The 17,403-nt window shown below is 51.4% G+C and carries 16 protein-coding genes and 1 tRNA gene; 7 read left to right on the plus strand and 10 right to left on the minus strand.

Features of this window, described 5'->3' with window-relative positions:
* Nucleotides 1–9: 9 nt before the first annotated feature.
* From trmD to BUA40_RS03730, 4 genes are all read right to left on the minus strand, one after another.
* Nucleotides 10–714 carry a tRNA (guanosine(37)-N1)-methyltransferase TrmD gene (trmD, locus tag BUA40_RS03715; protein WP_072798859.1) on the minus strand — a complete coding sequence of 235 codons (705 nt, stop codon included), beginning with the start codon at nucleotides 712–714 and terminating at the stop codon, nucleotides 10–12.
* A complete protein-coding gene (gene rimM / locus BUA40_RS03720; protein ID WP_072798515.1) occupies nucleotides 711–1,268 on the minus strand; it encodes a ribosome maturation factor RimM in 558 nt (185 codons plus the stop codon). Before rimM ends, trmD begins: the two co-directional genes overlap by 4 nt.
* 114 nt (nucleotides 1,269–1,382) lie before the next feature.
* Complete coding sequence (rpsP, locus tag BUA40_RS14850) at nucleotides 1,383–1,823, minus strand: 30S ribosomal protein S16 (RefSeq protein WP_072798517.1); 441 nt, start codon at nucleotides 1,821–1,823, stop codon at nucleotides 1,383–1,385.
* 267 nt (nucleotides 1,824–2,090) lie between these two features.
* Nucleotides 2,091–3,566: an amidophosphoribosyltransferase gene (locus BUA40_RS03730; protein ID WP_072798519.1), complete on the minus strand. Its 1,476-nt coding sequence runs from the start codon at nucleotides 3,564–3,566 to the stop codon at nucleotides 2,091–2,093.
* A 281-nt stretch (nucleotides 3,567–3,847) separates the two neighbouring features.
* On the opposite strand from BUA40_RS03730, the gene BUA40_RS03735 reads away from it, so the two are divergent.
* Both BUA40_RS03735 and BUA40_RS03740 read left to right on the plus strand, forming a co-directional pair.
* The gene (locus BUA40_RS03735; RefSeq protein WP_072798522.1) at nucleotides 3,848–5,224 is read left to right on the plus strand and encodes a GGDEF domain-containing protein; all 1,377 of its coding nucleotides are present in this window, start codon (nucleotides 3,848–3,850) and stop codon (nucleotides 5,222–5,224) included.
* 114 nt (nucleotides 5,225–5,338) lie between these two features.
* The gene (locus BUA40_RS03740; RefSeq protein ID WP_072798524.1) at nucleotides 5,339–6,823 is read left to right on the plus strand and encodes a DUF1846 domain-containing protein; all 1,485 of its coding nucleotides are present in this window, start codon (nucleotides 5,339–5,341) and stop codon (nucleotides 6,821–6,823) included.
* A 197-nt stretch (nucleotides 6,824–7,020) separates the two neighbouring features.
* Here BUA40_RS03740 and BUA40_RS03745 read toward each other — a convergent pair whose 3' ends face one another.
* Both BUA40_RS03745 and dapA read right to left on the minus strand, forming a co-directional pair.
* The gene (locus BUA40_RS03745; RefSeq protein ID WP_072798526.1) at nucleotides 7,021–7,719 is read right to left on the minus strand and encodes a hypothetical protein; all 699 of its coding nucleotides are present in this window, start codon (nucleotides 7,717–7,719) and stop codon (nucleotides 7,021–7,023) included.
* Nucleotides 7,720–7,739: 20 nt separating this feature from the next.
* Complete coding sequence (dapA, locus tag BUA40_RS03750) at nucleotides 7,740–8,696, minus strand: 4-hydroxy-tetrahydrodipicolinate synthase (protein ID WP_072798528.1); 957 nt, start codon at nucleotides 8,694–8,696, stop codon at nucleotides 7,740–7,742.
* Nucleotides 8,697–9,023: 327 nt separating this feature from the next.
* On the opposite strand from dapA, the gene BUA40_RS03755 reads away from it, so the two are divergent.
* The 4 genes from BUA40_RS03755 (at nucleotide 9,024) to BUA40_RS03770 (ending at nucleotide 14,094) form a co-directional block, all read left to right on the plus strand.
* On the plus strand, nucleotides 9,024–10,637 hold the full coding sequence (locus BUA40_RS03755) for a phosphohexomutase domain-containing protein (RefSeq protein WP_072798530.1): 1,614 nt from the start codon (nucleotides 9,024–9,026) through the stop codon (nucleotides 10,635–10,637).
* Nucleotides 10,638–10,661: 24 nt separating this feature from the next.
* Nucleotides 10,662–11,462, plus strand: coding sequence for a hypothetical protein (locus tag BUA40_RS03760; protein WP_072798532.1), 801 nt, complete (start codon nucleotides 10,662–10,664; stop codon nucleotides 11,460–11,462).
* A gap of 29 nt (nucleotides 11,463–11,491) precedes the next feature.
* Nucleotides 11,492–12,235, plus strand: coding sequence for a YebC/PmpR family DNA-binding transcriptional regulator (locus tag BUA40_RS03765; protein WP_072798534.1), 744 nt, complete (start codon nucleotides 11,492–11,494; stop codon nucleotides 12,233–12,235).
* An 80-nt stretch (nucleotides 12,236–12,315) separates the two neighbouring features.
* Entirely contained in the window at nucleotides 12,316–14,094 is a 1,779-nt protein-coding gene (locus BUA40_RS03770) for a DNA repair helicase XPB (protein WP_072798536.1), read from the plus strand.
* 68 nt (nucleotides 14,095–14,162) lie between these two features.
* Here BUA40_RS03770 and BUA40_RS14495 read toward each other — a convergent pair whose 3' ends face one another.
* The 3 genes from BUA40_RS14495 to BUA40_RS03780 form a co-directional block, all read right to left on the minus strand.
* Entirely contained in the window at nucleotides 14,163–14,318 is a 156-nt protein-coding gene (locus BUA40_RS14495; RefSeq protein WP_178299530.1) for a hypothetical protein, read from the minus strand.
* 16 nt (nucleotides 14,319–14,334) lie between these two features.
* Nucleotides 14,335–15,315, minus strand: coding sequence for a hypothetical protein (locus tag BUA40_RS03775; protein WP_072798538.1), 981 nt, complete (start codon nucleotides 15,313–15,315; stop codon nucleotides 14,335–14,337).
* A gap of 150 nt (nucleotides 15,316–15,465) precedes the next feature.
* Nucleotides 15,466–15,538 (minus strand) — tRNA-Thr (locus tag BUA40_RS03780).
* A gap of 109 nt (nucleotides 15,539–15,647) precedes the next feature.
* On the opposite strand from BUA40_RS03780, the gene BUA40_RS03785 reads away from it, so the two are divergent.
* On the plus strand, nucleotides 15,648–16,331 hold the full coding sequence (locus BUA40_RS03785) for a tetratricopeptide repeat protein (protein WP_072798540.1): 684 nt from the start codon (nucleotides 15,648–15,650) through the stop codon (nucleotides 16,329–16,331).
* A gap of 61 nt (nucleotides 16,332–16,392) precedes the next feature.
* Here BUA40_RS03785 and BUA40_RS03790 read toward each other — a convergent pair whose 3' ends face one another.
* On the minus strand, nucleotides 16,393–17,397 hold the full coding sequence (locus BUA40_RS03790; RefSeq protein WP_072798542.1) for a rhomboid family intramembrane serine protease: 1,005 nt from the start codon (nucleotides 17,395–17,397) through the stop codon (nucleotides 16,393–16,395).
* Between the last annotated feature and the right edge of the window lie 6 nt (nucleotides 17,398–17,403).

The following is a 17,403-nucleotide window of genomic DNA, read 5'->3' on the forward strand; positions in this document are numbered from 1 at the left end:
ACCTCGTTTTTATTTGATGCCAAATTTAGTATCTTCTTCAAGATTTTTAAAGATGTCTGGGCGTCTTTCCTGCGTTCTTTTTAACGATTCTTGGCGCCTCCAGGCTTTAATGTTCGCGTGATGACCCGATAAGAGCACTTCGGGCACCTTTTTTCCTTCAAAAACTTCGGGTCGAGTGTAGACCGGCCATCCCAGTACGCCCTGGGCGAACGAGTCCGTTTCACCGGATTCCTTGTTGCCGAGAGCCCCGTCCAGGAGTCTCACGACGGCGTCGGTCACGAGCATCGCGGGCAGTTCGCCCCCGCTCACGACAAAATCACCGATAGAAATCTCCAAGTCGACCTCGGACTGGCGGATGCGGTCGTCGATTCCCTTGTAGTGCCCGCAGACCAGCACCAGGTGGCTTTCTTTGGAAAGCTCCTTTGCTAGTTTGTGTGTAAACGGCACTCCGTCGGCAGTAAGGTAAATGACCTTGCCGCCGTCTTCCTTGACTCCCGTGCTGCGGATAGCGTTGGCGAGCGGTTCCGGTCGTAGGACCATTCCCGGTTCGCCGCCATAGGGCACGTCGTCTACCTGGCCGTAGTCGTTGATGGCAAAGTCGCGCAGGTAGATGGTATTGAACTCCATCAGGCCTTTGCTCTGGGCGCGACCCATGATTGATTGCTTCATGGGAGTGAACATCTCGGGAAAGATGGTGATGCAGTCGATCTTCACCTTTCCTCCGGGCACAGGCTCTTGAGGTAGTCTGCGCTGAACTTGATGCTCTTGCCTTCTTCGTCTATGTCCAAGACACAGTCGTCTATCCAGGGAGCGAGGATTGTTTTTGCGGAAAATTCGCTCTGGAATGGGGCGTCGAACTTGACGTGAAACGCGTTCACGGTAGGCAGTTCCTGGACTTCAAGAACTTCGCCAATGTCGCGGCCATCTTCCAGTTTTACGCGGAAACCTTCCAAATCGTCTAGGTAATATTCACCTTCGGGGGCGGGGAGCCTCTCCGATTCGGGAATCATTACGTCTGCATTCACGAAATGTACCAGGGATTCCGGCGTGTCGTACCCCTTGAACTTTAATAACCACAGATTGTTTGCAAGCCTGGAATCTTCCAGAGTCAATTGTACCGTCTCACCATTGGTCTTCTTTAGCATCACATCCTTAAGCATCTCATGACGGTTGATGTCATGAGTGAACGGCATCGCCTTGATGTAGCCCTTGACGCCATGTGTGCGCATGAGCTGGCATACGGTGATGTATTCTTCGGATTCAGACATGAAAGACTTAGTGGGGTTTTGAATCAGCGGAAGGTGATTACTTGGGTTCAAGCGGTTTTTGCTAGATAAAAAAGCCCCGTGCTTTTAGGCACGAGGTTTCTTTTCAAGCGAAAATTATGCTTCGGCAGCGGGTGCTTCTGCAGGAGCTTCTGCGGCGGCAGCGGCTTCAGCAGCGGCGGCTTCCTTAGCGGCCTTTTCAGCTTCGATCTTGGCGAGAGCCTTAGGACCGAGCTTGGCCTTCTTGGCCTTTTCAGCACGCGGAGTAGCGGTCTTGCCTTCGATAGAACGGCCAGCGCGGATTTCGTGGAAGAGATCCATGATGCCGACCTTCTTGAGGAGGCTGCGGACGGTGTCAGACGGCTGAGCGCCAATCTGGAGCCACTTCAGAACCTTTTCCTGATCGAACTTGATGTCCGGGGTCTTCTGGTTCGGGTTGTAGAAACCGACCTGTTCGATAAAGCTATCGTCGCGGGCCTTGCGGGAGTCGATGACCACAGCGCGGTAGATGGGGTTGTGACGCTTGCCGAAACGAGCGAGACGGATAACGGTTGCCATTTTAACCTCTTTATGTTTATTTTCCCGTTTTTCAGGGAAAATGGGGTTTGTTTTATTGTTTTGGGCCAAAGATAGAAAAAAAAATCTTGTGTGTAAAGGACGGAATGTAAAATTTTTCCGTTCTTTACATATAAATTAACTGTATTTTGAGGCGGTAAATTCGCAAAAATGCTGTTTTTGAGCTAAATTCGCCATTTTTAGACAATAAAAGCAAAATCCCCGCCCAACGGGCAGGGGTGCGCTTGAAAGTCCTAATTGAGGATTAAACTACTCTTTATCCTTGTTTTCGCTATCGCCAGCGTGGCAAGGGCAGTGGTAGCAGTCGCCCGTTTCGGCGTAGTCCTTACCGCTCCAGCAGTAGGTGCAGAGCTGTTCGGCAGGGAGGCCGATAGCGTGAATCAGGTCGTCGATGCGCTGGAACGCAAGCGTCGTCAGGTTCAGCTTCTGGCGGATGTATTCCACCATGCCCTTGTAGGCTTCGCCATCCGGATCGGTGTACTTGTCCAAATCGGGATTCTCGCCTTCCTGGTCGCGGATGTAACGACGGGTAATCAGGTCGTATTCGTTCTTGGAACGGGAGAAGTTGATGAACTTACAGGGGTAAACGAGCGGCGGGCATGCGATACGCATGTGGGTTTCTTTACAGCCCAGGGAGTAGAGCTTCTGAGCCTGCTTACCGAGCTGGGTGCCGCGCACGATGGAGTCGTCGCAGAACACCAGACGGCGATCCTTGATGAGTCCCGGAATCGGAATCAGCTTCATGGATGCCACGCGTTCGCGTTGCTTCTGGTCTTGCGGCATAAAGGAACGGGCCCAAGTCGGAGTGTACTTCACGAACGGGCGGGCGAACTTGATGCCTGCTTCGTGTGCGTAACCGAGGGCGTGAGACGTACCGGAGTCGGGAATACCGCAAGCGGCGTCAGCTTCGGTGGGAGTACGCTTTGCAAGTGCGGAACCGCAGCGGTAGCGGGTCATTTCCACATTGCGGCCTTCGTAAGTGGATGCCGGATAACCGTAGTAAACCCAGAGGAAGGAGCAGATTGCCATCTTCTTGCCCGGAGCGACGAGCGTCTTGTCGCCATCCGGTGTGAGTTCGGCGATTTCGCCCGGACCCATGTCGCGGACATATTCAAAGCCGAGGTTGTGGAGGGCGCAGCTTTCTTGCAGGGCGATCATGGCGCCGTCCTTCTTGCCGAGCACGATCGGCGTACGGCCCCACTTGTCGCGGCTGGCGTAGAACTTGCCGGTTTCGTCCATCAAGAGAACGGAGCAGCTGCCCTTGATTTTCTCTTGTACGTACTTGAGACCTTCGACGATGGAATCCTGCGTGGCGATCAGGGCGGAGACCACTTCGGTCGGTCCGACCATTCCGCTGGTCGTGGAGTACTGGAGCTGCATGCAGTTGTTCTTGAACAACTCGTTCTTGATTTCTTCGATATTCGTAATCAAGCCGACAGTCACGATGGCGAACGTGCCGAGCTTGGAGGTCATGACGAGCGGCTGCGGGTCCGTATCCGAGATAACACCGATACCGACATTGCCTGCGAACGAAGGCAGGTCGTGTTCAAACTTGCTGCGGAACGGGGTGTTCTGGATATTGTGGATTGAACGATGGAAGTGTCCGTTAGCCTTGAGAACAGCCAAACCGCCACGGTGGGTTCCCAGGTGAGAATGGTAGTCGGTTCCGAAGAAGAGATCGCTCACGCAATCTTCTTTAGAAACAACACCGCAAAAGCCGCCCATATGTACTCCTTGAGTGATTGGGGAAAATTTGCACTCAAAGGTAGAAATTTTGCGAGATATGGTGGAATAAAATTCCTTATTATTGCTTTCCAAGAAAATTACAATCAAGATATAAATGGGGTTTAGGGCGCTTAAAGCGCAATTCGAAGTGAACGCATGTGCATTCTCTTGTCGGAAGGCGGCCTTATCTAGATTTTTTTGTAGGAAAATTCTATTTGCAATGCCCTTTTGTTAAAATAATGTTATTTTAAAGGTATCTTGATTTTGCTTTGGACCTGTTTATGAATTCGCTTTTGTCCATTGATGATGTGTCGCTTGCTCTATCGCTCGATTACGAGTGCGTGTTTTTTGTCGATATAGAAAGCGATAACTACGCCATGTTTGCGTTCAGCGGGAACCATAAAAATCTGGAATTGAGTGAAACCAGCAATTTTTGGGCGGATTGCCGGGTAAACCTCGAGATGATTGTTTATGAAGGCGACAGGGAATGGTTTGGTCAAAACATTGCCAACAAGGATTCGCTGATTGCCTCGGTACAAGACGGTAAAGCTTTTAGAGGAAAGTACCGTATTATGGCAGGGGATAAACCTGTCTGGTATTCCATGAAGGTGGTTCTTGGGCGTGCGGAACAACGCAATTACCTGATTATCGGTGTGACCAATATCGATACCCAGGAACGTGAGCGCTTGGCTCTTGAACAAAAAGCGACCAAGAGCGAACTTTATGGCCAAATCGTGATGGCCCTTGCCGAACGCTACGATGCCCTTTATATGGTCGACTTGGATACGAACCATTATGCGCTGTACAAGAGTGAACGGGTGTTCTGCGAATTGAGCGTGGCACTCGAAGGCGAAGATTTCTTTAACCAGCTGAAAAAGGATGCTTTAAACGTCGTTTACAAAGAAGATATTCCCTTGATTGTGGATGCTTTGGATAGGCGTACGCTTTTAAAGGGACTTGATGATAATGGAGTGTTTTCGTTGACGTACCGCCTGAACACTCCGAAGGGTCCTTTGTATGTAAACATGGTGGCGGTTTATGCCGATAAAAAGCATATTGTTATCAGCGTGACCAATGTGGATGCTCAGGTTCGCCGCGAACAAAAAATCAGGGAAGAGGTGAGCGCTGCTTACGAAAAGGCTCGTCGCGACGATTTGACCGGGATTAAGAATAAGACCACATATGGTGAATTTGAAGCCAAACTGAACCAGCAAATCCAGTCGGGCGAAAACGTGAAATTCGCAATCGCCTTGTGCGATGTAAACGGTTTAAAGACGGTGAACGATACGCTGGGGCACATTGCCGGTGACGAATATATTCGCTCGGCCAGTAGGCTTGTGTGCCAGACTTTTGCCCATAGCCCGGTGTTCCGTATTGGTGGCGATGAATTTGTTGCGATTCTGCGTGGTTCCGATTTCGAAAACCGTGAAAAGCTGGAAAAGGAATTTACTGAAGCGATTGAGAAAAACGTTGACAAACATAAGGTTGTGGTTGCTTGTGGAATTTCTGTATTTGACAAGGAACATGACAAGGATGTTTCGTCTGTCTTTGAACGAGCCGATGCGCTCATGTATAAAAACAAAGTGCGCATGAAGAATGGGCATGATGAAATTATCGGAACGATTATTCAATCGATTGGAGCCAAATTAACTAATTAGAGCCTAGCCGTGCTCTTCATGGTAGATTGCAACGTCATAGCATTACCCGCAATGACGTTCTTTTTTTTATTTTTGTGCAGATAATTTTTATGATTTTCTAGATGGACAAAAAAGATGTTTAAAGTAGGGTTTGATAACGACGCGTACCTGAGGACGCAGTCCGAAAAGATTGCCGAGCGCATTGCGAAGTTCGGCGGAAAACTTTATCTGGAATTTGGCGGAAAACTGTTCGATGACCATCACGCATCCCGCGTGTTGCCTGGCTTTGCGCCCGACAGTAAAATCCGCATGCTCGAAAAGCTCAAGGACAAGGCCGAAGTCATTATCGCCATTAACGCCGGCGATATCGAAAAAAACAAGGTCCGTGGCGACTTGGGCATTACCTACGATCAAGATGTCTTGCGCCTGATTGATGCCTTCCGTGGCTATGGCCTGTACGTGAGCTCCGTGGTGCTGACCCGCTGGCAGGAACAGCCGAGCGCTATTGCTTACCAGAAAAAGCTCGAAGATCTTGGCCTCAAGGTTTATCGTCATTACCCGATTGCGGGTTACCCGAGCAACATTCCGCTGGTAGTGAGCGACGACGGTTACGGCAAGAATGAATTTGTTGAAACCTCTCGCGAACTTGTGGTGGTGACGGCACCGGGTCCCGGAAGTGGAAAGATGGCTGTGTGCCTTTCGCAGATTTACCACGAAAACAAGCGTGGCGTGAAGGCTGGCTACGCCAAGTTCGAAACCTTCCCGATTTGGAACATTCCGCTCAAGCACCCGGTGAACCTCGCATACGAAGCCGCCACCGCCGACTTGAACGATGTGAACATGATTGACCCGTTCCACTTGGAAGCATACGGACAGACGACTATCAATTACAACCGCGACGTGGAAATCTTCCCGGTGCTGAACGCCCTGTTTACACGTATTCTCGGTGAATCTCCGTACAAGAGTCCGACCGATATGGGCGTGAACATGGCCGGCAACTGCATTGTTGATGACGATGCTGTTTGCGAAGCCGCTCGCCAGGAAATCATCCGTCGCTACTACAACACGCTTTGCGACGTGCGTAAGGGCAACGCCGACAAGGATCAAGTTTACAAGCAGGAACTGATTATGGAACAGGCCCAGATCAGCACTGCAAACCGCCCCGTGATTGCGGCTGCCGTCAAGAAGGCCGAAGAATCCGAAGGCCCGGCTGTAGCAATTCAGTTGAACGATGGCGCTATTATTACGGGTAAGACTTCTTCGCTGCTCGGCGCCTCTTCTGCAATGTTGCTGGATTCACTCAAGCATTTGGCCGGTATCCCTGACGAAGTGCGCCTGCTTTCGCCGATGGTGATTGAACCGATTCAGAACTTGAAGACCAAACAGCTCGGCCACAAGAACCCGCGTTTGCACATGGACGAAGTCCTGGTGGCTCTCTCTGTTTGCGCCCTCACGGATTATAACGCGAAAATTGCCATGGAAAAGCTCCCGGAACTTCGCCACTGCGAAGTGCACTCCAGCGTGATTCTTTCTCAAGTTGACGTGGGCGTGTTCCGCCGCTTGGGCGTAAATCTCACCACGGAACCTACTTATCAAACGAGTAAGTTGTACCACGGATAAAAAAATCGTATAAACTTCGTCTAGCTTCGTTCTCGCCCCTCTCGTCGTACTAATTGTACGCCTTCGGGGGCTGTGGCCTCGCTATACTCGCTTATCCGATTTTTTATTGATTTAGTAAAAAAGTTATGAAAAATAAAAGTCGCGACACCGTCGCGACTTTTTAGCTTGTATGCAATTACTTTGTTTGCTAGGAAGAATTACTTCTTCTTAGAAGCCTTCTTGCCACCCTTCGGAGGATGGACTGCAATCTTCTTAACGCTCTTGTCTTCAGCCTTGGCGAGTTCTGCTTCTTCAGCTTCGAACATAGCCTGAGCCTGCTTCAGAGTGTCGGTCGGATTGATTTCAATTGCTTCGGAAGCTTCGTCCACCAGTTCGGCGAAGTCATCGTACCAGTCAGCGAAGATTTCGACTTCCAGGTGGTCAACGCCCGGAACCGTGAGGCGTGCGCCGCAGGCTTCGCCGATGCGGTCGAGGTACTTAGCCATTTCCGGCTTCAGGAGAGTGAGGTCGAGACCATCGAGATCTTCGGGTTCGAACCAGACGCCATCCACATCGGAATCGTCGTCCTTGGCGTTCTTCTTGGACTTCTTGCTTTCGCACTTGCCGCACTTGCACTGACCGTCGCAGCAGTTTTCGTTACCGTACAGGGCCATGTATTCTTCATCGTCCATGCCGCTGTCGTAGTAGAATTCGTCTTCTTCGAGGTAGAGGGTTTCGACAAAGATTCCCTTGGCGCCGAGAGTCTTAGCGGCGGCAATGAATTCCTTGAGGTCGCCACCAAAGTAGCGGGTCGTTTCCATGTCTTCGTTCAGAGTCTGAACGGGAATGGGGGAGAGCTTCTGCTTCTTGAGGTAGTCGCAGATTTCGTCACTGATGGATTTCTGAATCTTAGCCATGTGAATCTCCTAGGATAAATTTAAACGTGGTACTTCTTGAGGCTCTGAGCCTTTTCTTCGATGAGCTTCATGATGCGGGCCACAGCTTCGTCACCGCGGGCAGTATCCTTGACGCTGGTCATCGGCTGGAAAAGCGGGCTGTTGAACATGGTTCCCAGAGGAATCGGGTTCTTGCGGCAGAAGGTTGCTTCCACATAGTCGCGGGCGGCGTCCTGCAGGTCGTCGCACTTCTGGAATTCGCCAGCCTGGAAAGCCTTGTAGAGGTCTACGAAAATCTTGGCTGCTTCGGGGATGTTTGCCGTTGCGCTCACGAGGCCCGTGCCGCCCATTTCGAGCATGTCGATGAAGAATCCGTCTTCGCCGCTGAGCACGGCAAAGTCGTTGTTCTTTGTTTCGTTAATGACGCGCTTCGTGTCTTCGTGGAACTTTTCGCCAATACGGAAATCGACCGCCTGCTTGAGTCCGATGATGTTCTTGTCTTCGGACAGGGCAATCAGAGTGTCGGGATGCACGTAGCTGGCGGTGCGGCCCGGAACGTTATAGATGATGATCTTGGCGCCGGTTTCGGAGCTCAAGGTCTTGAAATGCTTTTCGATGCCTTCCTGCGAGGGGTTGTTGTAGTAACCGGTCACGCAGAGAACGGGGACTTCCGCAATCTTCAGGACTTCTTCGATCATCTCGACGGATTCGCGGGTGCAGTTGGAGCCTGCGCCGGCAATCACGGGCACGCGGCCGTTTACGTAGTCGAGCGTGAACTTGATGATATCGAGGTGCTGCTTGTGGGTGACGGTTGCACTCTGACCCGTAGTACCAACGGGGAGAATACCAGAAACACCAGAGGCAATAAGGTCGTCAATCATCATTTCCATCTTCTTGTAGTCGATGGAGTTGCGAAGGTTCTTGGGATCGTCGTTCTTGAGCGGGGTGAACAACGCGGGGAAAACACCAGTAAGTTGAGAAGCTTTAGTAATCTGCATAGTGGCCAAAATATAGCATTAGACGAGAGGCGAGAGACGAATGACGGAAGAAAAAGGAGTTGTCGAGGCGACAAATTGGCTGAAATAATCAAGTCGTTAAGCTTTACATACAAATTATATTTTGAAACGGAATGTAGTACTTGCTTGTTTGAATGTGGTTGCACAATAAATGTAAAATGTTGAAGCACAATAGAATGCGAACTTAGCTCAAGGTTGCTTGGACGGTCCTAATAACGTTTTAATGTGCTACAAATAAGCAGAAAAGCTCCTGCGAAAACACTTTTTTTTCTAAATTTTCCCCGTAAAATTTCAAATACAGGAACCCTTATGGAAAACATTACGCAGATTTGGAAAAAGATTCAGTCCCCCGAATTCAACCCGGCTACCGATATGAACCTGGTTGAAACTGTCAAGCAGGTCGCCCTGACTTCTCAAGAGCCCGCCAAGGTGAGCTTTGGTACGTCTGGCTGGCGCGGCGAAATCGGTTCTGAATTTACGCTCCGCAACTTGCAGGTGGTGGGTGCCGCTATCGTGCGCCTCTATAAGGAAGCTACTCCGGAACTTTTCGAAGCTCTCGGCGTGAAGGACTTTGCCGAACTCCAGAAGCGCGGCGTGGTCGTGGGTCACGACAACCGCTTGCTCGGTCACGAATTCTGCGAAGCTGTGGCTGACCAGTTCGCCAAGGCCGGCGTGAAGGTCTACTACGGTGGCGAAATGCCGACTCCGGAATTCAGCGCCTGCATCGAAATGCTCGGTGCCGCCTGCTCTATCAACATGACTCCGAGCCACAACCCGAGCCACTACAACGGTATCAAGTTCAATCCGGCCGACGGCGGTCCTGCAGGTCCGGAAATCACGAACGTCATCACCAAGCTCAGCAACGAAATGATGGCCACCTGGAAGTTTGAACCGGTGGGCAAGGTTGACTGGGAATTGATCGACTCCCTCAAGATTTACAAGGAATTCCTCGTGAAGCAGGGAACCATCAAGTTCGACCGCATCAAGGAATTCATCAAGAAGGGCCGCCTGACCCTCGTGTGCGACCACGTGCACGGTTCTACCCGTCGCCGTCCGGCTGCGCTGCTCGACAATCCGGAATGCCTCATCACGCTCCGTAACGAAGACGACTCCCTGTTCGGTGGCATCGCTCCGGAACCGTCCAGCAAGAACCTCGAAAAGGTCCGCAAGGTCCTCGACGAAAGCAAGTCCTGGTTCCGCCTGGGCGCAATCTTTGACCCGGATGGTGACCGTATCCGTTTCTACGACGGCACTCGCGAAATCGATATGAACCAGTTCGGTGCTATCGCTTTCCACTACATGGCTACCTGGCGCAAGGAACAGGGCTGCGTGGCTAAGTCCGTTGCTACTTCTAACTTTGTGAACATCATTGCCGAAAAGCTCGGCGTGCCTGTGATGGAAACTCCGGTGGGCTTCAAGAACTTCCGCCCCTGGCTCTCCCGCAACGCCAAGCAGAAGGCTCTCGTGGCTTTCGAAGAATCCGATGGTATCTCCGGCCTGAACAACACGCTGGAAAAGGATGCCCAGTTCGGTCTCCTCATCGCTCTTGAAATCATGGCTGTCACCGGCAAGAACCTCGGTGAATACCTGGATGCCCTGTACGAAGAATACGGCCGCTTCTACCCGACCCGTTCTGGTTTCGAAGTGGACAAGTCCCTCGTTGGTGCTCCGCTCAAGGCCAAGGTTGACGCTATCGCCACGATTGCCCAGCCGGGTGCTAAGGTCATGGTCGGTAACAACGAAAAGACCGTGAAGCAGCTCCTCACGCTCGACGGCGTGAAGGTGATCTTCGACGATGACTCCTGGATGCTGGTGCGTCCGTCCGGTACCGAACCGAAGGTTCGTATCTATACGGAATGCCGCAACCCGGATGAAAAGGACCCGATGTTCGAGGCTGCCAAGGCTCTGTTCTTTAAGAATTAATAAGCTTTTCAAAGGGAGGATCCTATGAAAAAACTTATAGTGTTGCTTTGTTTGGTTTTTGTCGCGGTTTGTTCGGCGCAAACGCTGAAGCCTGAGTTCCAGGCTTTTTCGGGTGCCCTGCTCAAGCTGAAAAAGGCCGATAAGGGCTATCATAAGTTCCGCTTGACGGTGGATGTCGCTCCGTGGGCTTTCCAGGCTGACGGTGAAGTGCAGGCCCCGGGCGGTGACGGTGATGCTTTGATTACTGGCCTTTTCGATGGCGATGTCTATGCTGTGCTTGCCTATGTTCCTTCGACGGCCGTTGGCTCTGACAACAAGGAATACCAGGTGGGTTTCTTCGACATGATGCTTTACTTCGAAGACGAACCGACCAAGATCCGTAACTTGCGTTTCAAGCTGTTGCCGCCGGCAAACGACGAATGGGCCATGGGTATTCTGAAGGATGCCTTGGAATCCGGTTCCCTGGTGGGTAACGTCTGGGGCGGTAAGTACGACAAGGACATTACTAAGGCTTCTGCCGATCCGATGGACAAGGCGAAACTCCGTGCTATGCAGAAGAAGAGTGCCAATCATTCGGATGACGAATCGACGATTACGACTCGCAAGCGCCGCGTAGAGGCTGACGAAGAAGTCGCCCCGAAAAAGAAGAAGGCCAAGCCGGTTGAAGACGATGCTGCGATGAACAAGCGCAAGCGTCGCGTCGAAGCTGAACCCGAGGCTGCTCCGGTCGCTAAGAAGAAAAAGAAAAAAAGGGCTGGTGATGAATGCGATGACCCGAGTCTTTCGGTCAAGGAAAAGCGTCGCTGCCAGCTGAAGCACAAGTAATTTTAAACTAATCCAACTAGAGGTAATCTATGTCAGGTCACTCCAAATGGGCCACCACCAAACGTAAGAAAGCCAAGACTGACGTTGCTCGCGCCAAGGCTTGGAACAAGCTGATCAAGGAAATCTCCATTGCTGCTAAGCTCGGCGGCGGAAACCCCGACGCAAACCCCCGTCTGCGTGCGGCAATCCTCAAGTCCAAGAGCCAGAGCTTGCCGACTAAGAATATCGAAAGCGCTATCGCCAAGGGTACGGGAGCCAACTCCGGTACCGAAATGACGGAACCGCTGTACGAAGGCCGCGGCCCGGCCGGCATTGCCATCATGGTGCAGTGCCTGACCGACAACAAGGTCCGTACCGTTGCTGAAATCCGCAACATCTTCAACAAGAACAACGGTGCCATGGGCGAATCCGGTTCCGTTTCTTGGGCATTCACCTACAAGGGTGTGATTATCGTTGATGCTGAAAAGTATCCGGAAGACCAGGTCATGGACCTCGTTCTCGAAGCCGGTGCCGAAGACATGTCCACCGAAGACGGCGTGCATGAAATCTCCACCTCTCCGGAAGCCTTTGACGCTGTTTCCAAGGCTCTCGAAGCTGCCGGTATCGAAATGATGAGCGCTGAAATCACCTACGTCGCTAACGACCCGGTGAAGCTCGGTCACGACGACGCCCAGAAGCTCCTGAAGCTCATCGATAAGTTCGAAGATCACGACGACGTCCAGGACGTTTATCACAACGCCGAAATCGACGAAGCCGATATGGACGCTGAATAAGGTCTCAATCTTCTTATTTAAAGATATCATTGTTCTCCCGCTTAAACGCGGGAGACTTTTTTTTGCTAAATTTGGCGCCTATGAATCCGAATGGCGCCATTATTGTTCAGAGTAATATGGAAATCATGGTGGAGGTTGACGCCCCTACCTACGAAGCAGCTCGCGATGCGATTGCACCCTTTACCGAGCTTGTGAAAAGTCCCGAACACTTGCACACTTACAAGATTAGCCCCTTGAGCCTGTGGAACGCCGCAGCAACCGGGCTCCGTGCAAAAGAAGTGCTTGAACGTCTCGAAAGCCAGAGCCGCTTCCCGATCCCGGAAACGGTGGTGACCGAAATTGAAGATTACATGGCGCGTTACGGCCTCCTTCGCCTCAAGAAGGACGGCGACCGCCTGATTGTAGAATCCGATGACAAGTACATGTTCACCGAAATCTGCAACCTCAAGGAAGTGCAGCCGTATGTGCTCCACTTTATCGATGACTTGCACGCCGAAGTGGATCCGGAGCGCCGCGGTCACCTGAAGATGGCTCTGACCAACGCCGGCTTCCCGGTCGAGGACTTGGCCGGTTATACCGTGGGCGATCCGCTGCCCATTCATTTGCGCGAAACCACGGTTAGCGGAAAGCCTTTTGCGCTCCGCGACTACCAGAAGGAAGCCGCCCAGGTGTTTTACGCCAGCGGATCCGAGAAGGGCGGTTCGGGCGTGATTGTGCTGCCTTGCGGTTCGGGTAAGACGGTGATCGGTCTTGCCACCATGGCCTTGGTACAGACAAAGACTTTGATTTTGACGCCGAACATTTCGGCTAGCCGCCAGTGGATTCGCGAAATTTGCGACAAGACGGATTTGACAATTGACCAGGTGAAGGAATACTCTGGCGAAGTCAAGGAAATCGGCCCGGTGACGGTTGCTACCTACCAGATTTTGACCCAGCGTAAGCGTGCCAAGAAGGCTGAAAACGAAAAGCCCGAAACCGAGCTGGATGACTTTACCGACGAAGAAGTCAAGAAGGAATTGGCCAACTTCCCGCTGTTTAGTCAGGAGAAGTGGGGTCTGATGATTTACGACGAAGTGCACTTGCTGCCGGCTCCGGTGTTCCGCCTGAGTACCGAAATGCAGGCCACTCGCCGCTTGGGCCTTACGGCTACGCTCGTGCGTGAAGACCACAAGGAAACTGAAGTGTTCAGCTTGATTGGTCCGAAAAAGTACGACATTCCGTGGCGTATTCTCGAGGCCCAGGGCTGGATTGCAACCGCCGACTGTAACGAAATCCGCATCCCGATGGAAGCGGAACTCAAGATGAAGTATGCGCTGGCTCCGGTGCGTGAAAAGATTACGCTCGCTTCTACGAACCCTGAAAAGACGGATATCGTGGAACGCCTGCTCAAGTACTTTGACAAGCCCGATGACCGTGTGCTGATCATTGGCCAGTACATCGACCAGCTGGAAGCACTCTCCGAAGATTTGCAGATTCCGCTGATTACGGGTAAGACTCCGAATAAGGACCGCGAAAAACTTTATGCCGCTTTCCGTAACGGAACGCAGAAGAACCTGATGGTTTCTAAGGTGGGTAACTTCGCGATTGACTTGCCGGATGCTAACGTGCTGATTCAGATTTCGGGTACCTTCGGAAGCCGACAGGAAGAAGCTCAGCGCCTCGGTCGCGTGCTTCGCCCCAAGAGCGACGGTGGCGCGGCCCACTTCTACAGCATCGTGACGCAGGATTCCAAGGAACAGGAATTTGCCATGAATCGCCAGCTGTTCCTTACGGAACAAGGCTACGCGTACAAGATTATCAAACGCGGCGACTGGGACATCCTCGCAAGAACGCCCGAAGAATTAGCTGCTAGAAAATAAATGAAAAAAATCCCGCTCGTCGAGCGGGATTTCTTTTCCCAAATATCAGGGGACTTCGGGAATATCGGTTAGACGTTCTTGTTGTTGGCTTCAGGAATATTAAAGCCCAGTTCGTCACAGTATTCGCTGTCGCATTCAGCTTCGCCGCTTCCGCTCAGTAGGACTGTCTCGTGATTGTAGCGGATGATTTCCATTTTCGGTGCAAAATATTCTTTCTTCTTCATTATCCTATTCCCAAAATTAGTGGTTGGCTCGTGCGTTGTTGATGAACACGCTGTTGTTCGTGGGTTTGTTCTGGAACTTACGACCTTTCAGATCGTACCAGTGATTCAACTTCTTGATTTCGCCGGTTGCAGTGTTCCACTTCGCGAGACTGGTTGTGCCGTCGTCTTCGATGAGGTGGACATCAATCGTTTTCGGAAGAGCGAAAACCTGCCCGTTGTCTTGTGCCGATTCAGCAGTCTTGGCGAGAGCCTTGTTCTTTTGGGATAGAGGTTCTTTGCCGATGTACTTGAGATAGGCGCGCAGAGGCGGAATGTAGGCATTGGAACCGACTTGGACAAACTGCCCTGGAGTGACTTTTCCCTTTTCCTTGGCGGCGTAGCCGTAAACCATGCCCAATTCGGCATTGTCCTTTTCCCAACGGATAAAGGAGTAGGTTCCTTCAAGGGACCAGTCATTGTTCTGAGTTTTGTTGTTGTAAAGCCAAACATAGGTGACTGCATGTTCTGTAGAACGCAATTCGCGTCCCGTAAACTCGATGTCCTTGATGTCTTGGCATTCATTTCTGTCTGTGTCGGTAATCATCAGCATGGGCTTGTTGCCATCACCTTCGCCCTTCAGGTGCGAAGCAGTGACGCTCCAGTTGCCTTCGGCATCAGTAGAAAATTCGACAGGTTCATAGAGCTTGACACAATCGTTCTGGATTTTGAAATTAGCCGGAAGAACGATAGTGGAATTGGCGGCGAGAGCCGTGTTACGTGCCACAATCAGCTTGAATTCGCTTGTTTTGCTATTTACGCACTGAGCGGCTTCGTTACTGATTTCGACTTTGGCGTTGTCATCGGCGAACGATTCCAAACGGAGCGTGTTTGTTGCTTCGTAATAGGCGCCACCAGGGAATTCGCAGTCGGGCTTAGGCTCGTCTGCCCAAGCGATGGATGAAAATGCTGCAAAGGTAACGACTGCAGCAGTCGTCTTAAAAAGAATCTTTGTCTTCATGATTAACCCTATGTTAATTTGCTTAAAGCGAGGCGAAATTGAGAAAAATAATTGGGTTTTGGCAATGAAAAATTACGTTGTATGAAAAAAGTAAAGAACGCGTAATTAAAATGCAAAAAAGCCCTGGTTCCTTGTGAACCAGGGCTTTAGAGCCACCCAGCAGATTTGAACTGCCGACCTGCTGATTACGAATCAGCTGCTCTACCAGCTGAGCTAGAGTGGCATAGTAGGCGCAAAATTAGCAAAAGGGGGGTGTTTTGTCAAGGTGTGCTGACAATACATTAAAAATTTTCTATGATTGGAACACAAAATTTTAAACATGGACCAAAAAAATGGCTAACGAATCGAATACCAACAATTCTGAAATTAAGGAATTTTTTGTTACTCACGGCTCTAAGGTTGTAGCTGCTCTCGTAGTAGTTATGGTTATTGTGGTGGGTGTGGTGCAGTTCCGTGACTATCGCAAGGCTGCTGCTGCCGAACAGGCTGAACTCCTCGGTCCGGGTATGACGCTCCTTTATGCAGATCAGAAGGACTCTGCCTTCGTGGAATTCGAATCCAAGATCAACTCCGGCAAGCTTAGCGGTGTGGCTTTGGCTAAGGCTGCTCTCTATGCCGGTAACATCAAGTACCAGGCTGGCGACTTCGATGCCGCTGCAGTGTTCTTCCAGAAGAGCCTCGACAACGCTGGCTCTGTGGCTCTGGTCCGTTCGGCTGCCATGCATGGTCTTGCCTCTGTGAAGATCGAAAAGGCTGACTACTCTGCCGCTGCCGGTCTCCTCGAAAAGTACATCGCTGAATTTGCCAAGCGTACGGGCGACAAGGAAGACCGTTACCAGAAGGACGAACCGGTGGACGAGGTCCCGATGGTGGCTGACGCCATGTGGAAGCTCACGCTCGTTTACGAACAGCTCGGTGCTGCCGACAAGGCCAAGAAGACTGCTGAACGCATTCTCGAAGTCTACGGCGACAATCCGGCTTACGCTGACAAGGCCAAGAAGTTCTTGAACATCTAATCAGTTCAGCTTTGAATTTTAAGAAAGGCAGTCGTTTGACTGCCTTTTTCTATTTCAGGATTTATGCCATGGCAAGTTTCCACGCGACAATGTAGAACGCGTAGTAAAGCAACAAGCCGATTCCGTCGATGGTAGAAAGCGGCGTCCCCCAGCGGAGCGCCTTTTTGCTGGGTATGAACCCGCAGAAGAGTCCTGCAATAAAGCCGTAGGCGTGCCCTAGGATGTCGGCGTTTTCACCGAGCCCGAGGAAGACTGCAAGTGATGCGGCACCGCAGAGCGGCGCGAATCTGCGAAGCAGACCGTGCGTTTCCTTGGGCATGAGCCTGAACTCAATTACCGAGAGGCAGCCGATTGCGGCAAATACAAAAGTGGAAAATCCGAGCGAACGGAAGTTTGTCTGCACTGTCAAGGAAACGCACAGGTTCGCGATTGCGGATGCAATCACGATGAACGGCGCAAGCCTCAGTAGAGGAATGCGGAACGTAATCATGTTCATCACGATGTAGCCGCACAAAAGGTTTGATGCGAGGTGCCGTACGTCGCCGTGCAAGGTTTGCGCCGTGAAGCTTCGCCACCATTCGCCCTTAAGGACTTTACTAGCGTCAGAAATCCCGCGAGTGTGAAAATTTACTTTGTCTGTAAAATCGATAAGGGTGACTATCGTAGGCGCGAGTAAAACCCATAGGGGCTGCAAGCTAAAGCTTAAAGGCAGGGGAGGGTTTTCTTCTTTGGGCGGATTCTCTTTGCGGTAAAGCGCCAGTTGCAGCCGAGCGCGGTCTTCGTGTTCGGGCAGAATGAAAATTTGGAAGGGACCTTCTTCGGAACGGATCAGTCGATGTGAAATTCCTTGCGATAGAAGAACCAGGCTGTCGTCGCGGATTTGGCGGAAGGTTCCTTCGGAAGCGCATACGGTTTCTGGGTACTGCGGTTCTTCTGGATTTTCGCTGTCGTTTGCGGTGTCGGGCGCCGTTTGCTGTGGCGTCGGAGTGATTTGCAAGCCTTCTTTGGGAATGTCCGAAGGAGAGCGCATGTAACGGGGGCGCAAAGGCGACATGAATCGTGGCATGGGACC

The sequence above is a fragment of the Fibrobacter sp. UWT2 genome (genome assembly GCF_900142545.1).
Classification (GTDB): Bacteria; Fibrobacterota; Fibrobacteria; order Fibrobacterales; family Fibrobacteraceae; genus Fibrobacter.